Raw genomic sequence first — 6201 nt, 5'->3', positions numbered from 1 at the left:
GTGGCACCGGGTAGCCCGGCGATCTTCCCGGGGCCGCCCGCCGAACGGGCCGGCGGGGGGGCCCGGGGCCCCCCCGCGGGCGGGGGGTTGGTTGCGCCCCCCCCCCCGGGCCCCCCCCCCCCCCCCCCCCCGGGGGGGGGGGGGGGGGAAGCCGAGTTCCTGCAGCGGCGCGACAGCTTCTACATCGCGTCCACCGGAAGCAACGGCTGGCCCTATGTACAACACCGCGGCGGCATACCCGGTTTCGTGAAGGTCACCGGCCCGGCGCAGTTGACCTGGGCGGAAAGCACCGGCAACCGTCAGTACATCACCGCAGGCCACCTCGACCACGACGACCGGGTCGCGATCATCGCGGTGGATTATCCGAACCGCAAGCGACTCAAGCTGCTCGGCCACGCCCGGTTCGACCCGGACCCCGGCCCCGAAGTACTCGAACGACTCGAAACCACCGGCCGGCTCGAAGGCATCCTGACGGTCGATGTGGTGGCCTTCGACTGGAACTGCCCCAAATTCATCACCCCGCGATTCACCGTCGACGAAATGCGGGCCGCTACCGAACCGCTACGAGAACGAATCCGCCAACTCGAGACGGCGCTCGCCGCCCAGCAGGCCGCACCGTCGTGACCGGCCCACACCATGAAAGGTCGTCATGACCGACACCCGACCACCGTTACCTCCGTTCACCGCGGAAACCGCGCTCCAGAAGGTCCGAGCCGCCGAGGCCGCGTGGAATACCCGCGACCCCGAGCGCGTGGCCCTCGCCTATACGTCGGACTCGGTCTGGCGCAACCGTGATCAGTTCGTCACCGGACGCGACGAGATCGTCGCATTCCTGACCGCCAAATGGGAGCGGGAACTGGACTACGCACTCCGCAAGAGTTTGTGGAGCTTCGGCGACAACCGCATCGCGGTCCGCTTCCAGTACGAATGGCACGACACCGCGGGCCGCTGGTGGCGCAGCTACGGCAACGAACTGTGGGAATTCGACGAGCACGGGCTGATGCGGCGGCGGGAGGCAAGTATCAACGATGTCGCGATAGCCGAATCCGATCGCAGGATCCACGGTCCGCGCACCGAGCACGAGGGCGACATTCCGCTCGAGTAGGTGCGCCGCTGCACTACGACGTGGCCGCGGCCGGATCGGTGTACGGCGCGGTGGGTGCCGCGGTCATCACTGTGCGGTGGCGAACTCCGCGCCGGCCCGCTCGATCACCTCGTCGAGCACCTCCCGGGATCGGACGAGGTCGGCGATCATCCGGTTGATCCGGTCGCGCTCTACTTCCAGCTCGGTCACGAGCTCGGGCGTGGCGTACTCGCCGGCGCCGCCGTCGGTATCGCGCATGCAGGGCAGGATCTGCACGATCTTCTTACTGCACAGCCCGGCCGCGAACAACTCCTGGATATGGATCACCCGGTCCACCGCCGGTTCCGGGTAGTCGCGGTGACCGCCCGGTGTACGGTCGGCCGTCAGCAGCTTCTGCTCCTCGTAGTAGCGAAGTGATCGTTCACTGACCCCGGTCCGCCGCGCGAGCTCGCCGATTCGCATCTTCACCTCACAGTTCCACATCCGGACTTGAACCTCACATTGATGTGAAGTCTTACCGTCCGGACATGACAACAACAGCAACCGGCCGTCTATTCACCCCGGCCCGTCTCGGTGATCTCGACCTGCCGCATCGATTGGTGATGGCACCCCTCACTCGCAACCGGGCCGCGGCCGACGGCACACCGACCGATCTGATGGCGACCTACTACACCCAGCGTGCTGCGGCCGGATTGATCATCGCCGAGGCCGCGACGCCGAACCCCGTAGGTCAGACCTACCCCAACATTCCCGGTATCCACCGCGACGAGCACATCGCGGGCTGGCAGCAGGTCACCGAAGCGGTACAGCGCGCGGGCGGTCAAATGTTCCTGCAACTACAGCACGGTGGCCGGGTGGGCCATCCGGACAACAGTGGGCTGATGCCCGTCGCCCCCTCACCGATTCCGCTCCCCGAAACGATCCATACGCCGGCCGGCCGCCGGGAAGCCGTGGTTCCCCAGGAGTTGACCGCCGACGATATCCAGCGCACAGTCGCCGATTTCGCGGCCGCCGCGCGCAATGCGGTCGCCGCCGGTTTCGCCGGTGTCGAGGTACACAGCGCGAACGGCTACCTACTGCACCAATTCCTGGCCGGAAACACCAACCGGCGCACCGATGCCTACGGCGGCCCGGTCGCGAACCGCATCCGGTTCACGGTGGAGGTCGTCGACGCGGTCGCGGCCGCGATCGGCGCGGACCGCGTGGGAGTGCGTATTTCGCCGGCCAACCCCGCCAACGGGATCGACGAGGGCGGCGACACCGCCGGCCTCTACTCGGCGCTCGTCACCGCCCTCGCCGATCGCGGGCTCGCCTACCTGCACATAGTCCAGACCGATTCCGCTGATCCGCTGCTGCGCCGGATTCGGGACATCTGGCCCGGTGTCCTCATCGCCAACCCCGCGAAATCGGGCGATTCCCGCGACCCCGGGGCCATCGTTGCCGAGGCCGAAAACCTGCTCGCCGCCGGTGCCGACCTCATTGCCCTCGGCCGCGCCTTCCTGGCGAACCCGGATCTGGTCCATCGCCTCCGTATCGGCGCACCGCTGAACGAGATACGCGAGGCACGGCTGATGTACGTGGGCGGACCGCAGGGGTACACCGACTACCCGGCATTGCCGGAGGCGGCCGCCTGACGACCGGCACCGCCGGAGAGAACGTCCGGGCAGCCGGCGGCTACGCAACCGGCGCGACGTCGGCCACCGGTTGCCGGAGTACGGTCCGCAACTTCTCCGGCGCGACTTTGCGGAAATCGCTGAGGTAGATCTCGTGGTGCCGGCCGGCCATCCGCAGCCCGTTGCCGGGGATGAATTCGTCGTGCATCCGCGCGAGCAGCGCCGCCTCATCGTCGAAGGAACCGATATGCAAAGTCTGCACACAACGTCCTTCGGACAACATCTCCAGCCGCACGTCGTCCAGGCGGGCCGGGCGGTTCTTCGCCCCGGCCTGCTCGACGGCGGCCGCGAACATCTCCCGGTCGGTCCAGTCCGGGACCATGATCATCAGCGTCCAGTTCCACCGGGATTTATCCCGCGCCGCCGTGAAGGAATCCATATCGTCGGCCCACCACAAGCCCTCCAGCGGCATCACCACGTAGTCCCGCGCGAGGTCTCGTTTACTCGCGAACTTCAGTTTGTAGGCCACCGGGTACAGGGCTTCGACCGCCGCGGTGAACACGGGTGAGGTGTTCGGATCCCCGTGGCCGTCGATCATGAGGTACTGCATATCGGGTACCTCCACGATCCGGAACCGGTCGCGTTTCGCCCGGTAGGCGTCGAGGGTCTTCTTGAAGTCCGTTTTGCCCGTCATCGGGCACCGCCGGCGGAACCGACCCGGGGGTAGCGGTCGCTGTCCAGCGGTTGACCCGGTTCCCGGTCGGGCACCGGGTCGTAATAGGTCATTCCCGGAATCGGGCGGTAGATCGCCGCCGCGTCCATGTACACCGTCGCCAGCGAGATCCGGGCGACATCGGTGGTATTGGCTCCGGCGCGATGGATGAGCCGTGAACTGTGGAAGGTGCAGTCACCCGCCCGGATCGGCACGGTGACCTGCGGCCACCAGCGGGCTTCGGGAGCGGCCGCGAACGGGTCCTCGAACTGCGGAACCGTTCCCTCCGGCCACTGGTGCGAGCCGGGTACGAAGGTCATACATCCGCGCTCGACGGGCACATCGACGAGCGCCACCCAGGCCGTAAGGGTTACCGGAGCGGCATCGAGCGGGAAGGCGGGGTCATCGGTGTGCAACGGCGTCGGCGCGCTACCGGAGGTTCCTTTGCGGAGCAGCTCGGATTTGTAGAGCCGCAGCGGCCGGCCCGCCAGACGTTCGGCGATCCCGGTGATTCCCGGATGTAATGCCAAGCGCCGCATAGGTTCGCTGATCCGCTCGGGCTCGACCACCCAGTCCATTACGTTCCCGTCCTCGGCGTCCCAGGCGACCGTGCGCTCCCGGTCCAACTGGGCCCGAGCGTCGGCGAGGAACTCGGTCAGCTCGGCGGGGTCGAGGACATTGCGCACATGGACGTAGCCGTCGCGGCGGTAGCGGTCGACGAGGTCGTCGGAAAAGAGAGGGGCGGGCGCGGTTTTTGCGGTATCCGTCACGAACACCAAGGTAGCGGCTCTTCCGGTCAGTTCCCGTCCTCAATAAGGACAGAACAACCTGACCCGATCGCCGCATTATCAGTTCGGCGACCTGTTGCGCCATCCTGCTCCAACGCCGCCGCGACCGCTTCGAACTCCGCCAAGACCGCGAAAACCACGCAAACTGAGCTATCTGTGGGTCGTAACCCGTTCGGTTGACAGGGCCCGCCGTGCCAGTACTGTTGGTACAGCGATTGTTCGATGAGGTCGGGGGACGTTTTGTCAGAGGGGTCAGCGGATCCGGGCTTGCAGGTCATTCCTGACAACGTCTTGGATGCGGGTAAGTTCGTTCAGCTCACCGCCGACCAGCTGGTGAACGCCCTCCACTCCCTCGACACCGATATCGATGCCGTACTCGGGGTATGGAAAGGCCACTCCGCCACCGCCTACCGCGCAGGCTGGGACGAAACCAAACGTGGCGCTGTCGAGGTACTGGAAGCATTGTCGACCATCGCCGAACTCCTGGGCGTCACCACCGCATCGTTCGTCGAACAGGACGACACCAATTCCCAGAGCTACCCATCGCTGAACCTCTAGCCATATCCCCGGGGGGGATCGACATGCCCGACGATTCACAAGCCTTCCAGGTCGACCTCGACCAACTCGACAACCTCACCGCCCGCGCAGGCAATTTCGTCGGCTTCCTCAACGACAGTCTCACCAGCCTCCAGCAGCGCATGGACGCCCTGCAACACACCTGGACCGGCGACGCCGCCCGCGCCCAAGCCGATGCCTACCGGCACTGGGCAACCGGCGCCACCGACGTCAGCGACGGCGTCGACGCCATGCGCAAAGCCGCTCTCGATGCCCACACCCGCTACACCACCGCCATCGACACTGTGCAACGCATTCTCGGCCACCGATAGCGGCCGATGAATTACATCAATGTCGACCCGGCTACTTACTACGACGCCGCCGCCCGCATCAACCACGCCGTCGACGAATTCTTCACCAACTACACATCCCACCTGAAGGCCCTCGAAAGCACCGCGGCCATGGCCGGCAGTATCGGGCCCGGAAGATCCTGGGGCGACCACTACAACAAACACGTCCAGGACACCAACCAGCTCGTGACCGCTCTGATCACCCTCGCCGACCGCTACATCGGCGCACTCAACCAGATCGGCCACATCTACGCCCTCGCCGACCACGATCCGACGTCCGGCACACCGCCGCCTGCGAAACCAGCCGATCCGCCCCTGATATTCAACCCTCCGCCGCCACCACCGACCTCCGTCGGCGGCCCTGGAACCAGCCTGGTCGACGACGGACTCGACCTCGCCCGCAAGATCGCTATACCCATCCCCAACGGCGACACCCACAAACTCGACGCCGCCTACACCGTCTGGAACGCTCTCGCCGAGGCCTTCGAAACCACCGAGCTACCCACCGAACTCGGCCGTGTCGCCACACTGTTCGCCGCCGTCACCGCACCCGAGGTCGACACCATCGACGACGACCTACGGACCATGAAAACCGCCACCGAAGACCTCATCGCCACCTTCACCGAACTGGCCGGCGAATGCGCACACCAGAAAGCCGGGCACGACAAAATGCGAGCCCAACTCGGGGCCATCCTGTCTGTGTTCGCCGACACACTCGGCAAACAAGTCACCGTCACACGCACTCTCGAGATCGACGCCGCCGTCATCACCTTTGGTGTCGGCACCACCGCCGTCACCGCCGTCCGCTCCGGCAAAGCGGCCGACCTTGTCGACAACACCGTCGGCGACCTCCGCACCATCGTCGACGCCGCCGAACTACATGAATCCATCGCCCTCACCCGCAACATCACCGCCGCCCGCACCGGACTCGAACGCATCCACGACGCCATCGAAACCGCCGAGGACGCCGTCGAAGCCAGCGGCAGCCAACCGCTTGGCCCCGGGGTAAAGACTGTGCCGGGGATTCCCCTGGAGACGAACCCGAAACAAATTGAGGCCAAATTCAAACACGCCACCGATTTTGGGGTTACCACTCCCC

The 6201-nt window shown here is 66.2% G+C and carries 9 protein-coding genes; 6 read left to right on the top strand and 3 right to left on the bottom strand.

Going from position 1 to position 6201, the window contains the following annotated elements; translation table 11 throughout:
- Positions 1-624 carry a pyridoxamine 5'-phosphate oxidase family protein gene (locus QH196_RS14600; RefSeq protein ID WP_280416327.1) on the top strand — a complete coding sequence of 208 codons (624 nt, stop codon included), beginning with the start codon at positions 1-3 and terminating at the stop codon, positions 622-624.
- Positions 625-649: 25 nt separating this feature from the next.
- Positions 650-1105 (top strand): nuclear transport factor 2 family protein, encoded by a 456-nt coding sequence (locus tag QH196_RS14595; RefSeq protein ID WP_280416326.1) that lies wholly within the window; start codon positions 650-652, stop codon positions 1103-1105.
- A 66-nt stretch (positions 1106-1171) separates the two neighbouring features.
- Here QH196_RS14595 and QH196_RS14590 read toward each other — a convergent pair whose 3' ends face one another.
- Positions 1172-1546 (bottom strand): MerR family transcriptional regulator, encoded by a 375-nt coding sequence (locus QH196_RS14590; protein ID WP_280416328.1) that lies wholly within the window; start codon positions 1544-1546, stop codon positions 1172-1174.
- A 65-nt stretch (positions 1547-1611) separates the two neighbouring features.
- Between QH196_RS14590 and QH196_RS14585 the strand changes: the two genes are divergently transcribed.
- On the top strand, positions 1612-2718 hold the full coding sequence (locus QH196_RS14585; protein ID WP_280416325.1) for an alkene reductase: 1107 nt from the start codon (positions 1612-1614) through the stop codon (positions 2716-2718).
- 40 nt (positions 2719-2758) lie between these two features.
- Here QH196_RS14585 and QH196_RS14580 read toward each other — a convergent pair whose 3' ends face one another.
- Together QH196_RS14580 and QH196_RS14575 are read right to left on the bottom strand one after the other, a co-directional pair.
- On the bottom strand, positions 2759-3391 hold the full coding sequence (locus QH196_RS14580) for a GyrI-like domain-containing protein (RefSeq protein WP_280416324.1): 633 nt from the start codon (positions 3389-3391) through the stop codon (positions 2759-2761).
- A complete protein-coding gene (locus QH196_RS14575) occupies positions 3388-4179 on the bottom strand; it encodes a phytanoyl-CoA dioxygenase family protein (protein ID WP_280416323.1) in 792 nt (263 codons plus the stop codon). The genes QH196_RS14580 and QH196_RS14575 overlap by 4 nt, the downstream gene beginning before the upstream one ends.
- Before the next feature lie 285 nt (positions 4180-4464).
- On the opposite strand from QH196_RS14575, the gene QH196_RS14570 reads away from it, so the two are divergent.
- The 3 genes from QH196_RS14570 to QH196_RS14560 all read left to right on the top strand — a co-directional run.
- Positions 4465-4755: a WXG100 family type VII secretion target gene (locus tag QH196_RS14570; protein ID WP_280416322.1), complete on the top strand. Its 291-nt coding sequence runs from the start codon at positions 4465-4467 to the stop codon at positions 4753-4755.
- 23 nt (positions 4756-4778) lie between these two features.
- On the top strand, positions 4779-5084 hold the full coding sequence (locus QH196_RS14565) for a WXG100 family type VII secretion target (RefSeq protein WP_280416321.1): 306 nt from the start codon (positions 4779-4781) through the stop codon (positions 5082-5084).
- Between the two features lie 6 nt (positions 5085-5090).
- Positions 5091-6201, top strand: a 1111-nt coding sequence (locus tag QH196_RS14560) for a hypothetical protein (RefSeq protein ID WP_280416320.1), incomplete at its 3' end; no start/stop codon positions are given.

Source organism: Nocardia carnea (genome assembly GCF_029868325.1).
GTDB lineage: Bacteria > Actinomycetota > Actinomycetes > Mycobacteriales > Mycobacteriaceae > Nocardia > Nocardia carnea_C.
This window is presented reverse-complemented; position numbering and strand designations above follow the sequence as displayed.

Coding starts and splice junctions, on each gene's coding strand:
- QH196_RS14595 (WP_280416326.1), top strand. CDS start 650: ATGACCGACACCCGACCACCGTTACCTCCGTTCACCGCGGAAACCGCG.
- QH196_RS14590 (WP_280416328.1), bottom strand. CDS start 1,546: ATGCGAATCGGCGAGCTCGCGCGGCGGACCGGGGTCAGTGAACGATCA.
- QH196_RS14585 (WP_280416325.1), top strand. CDS start 1,612: ATGACAACAACAGCAACCGGCCGTCTATTCACCCCGGCCCGTCTCGGT.
- QH196_RS14580 (WP_280416324.1), bottom strand. CDS start 3,391: ATGACGGGCAAAACGGACTTCAAGAAGACCCTCGACGCCTACCGGGCG.
- QH196_RS14565 (WP_280416321.1), top strand. CDS start 4,779: ATGCCCGACGATTCACAAGCCTTCCAGGTCGACCTCGACCAACTCGAC.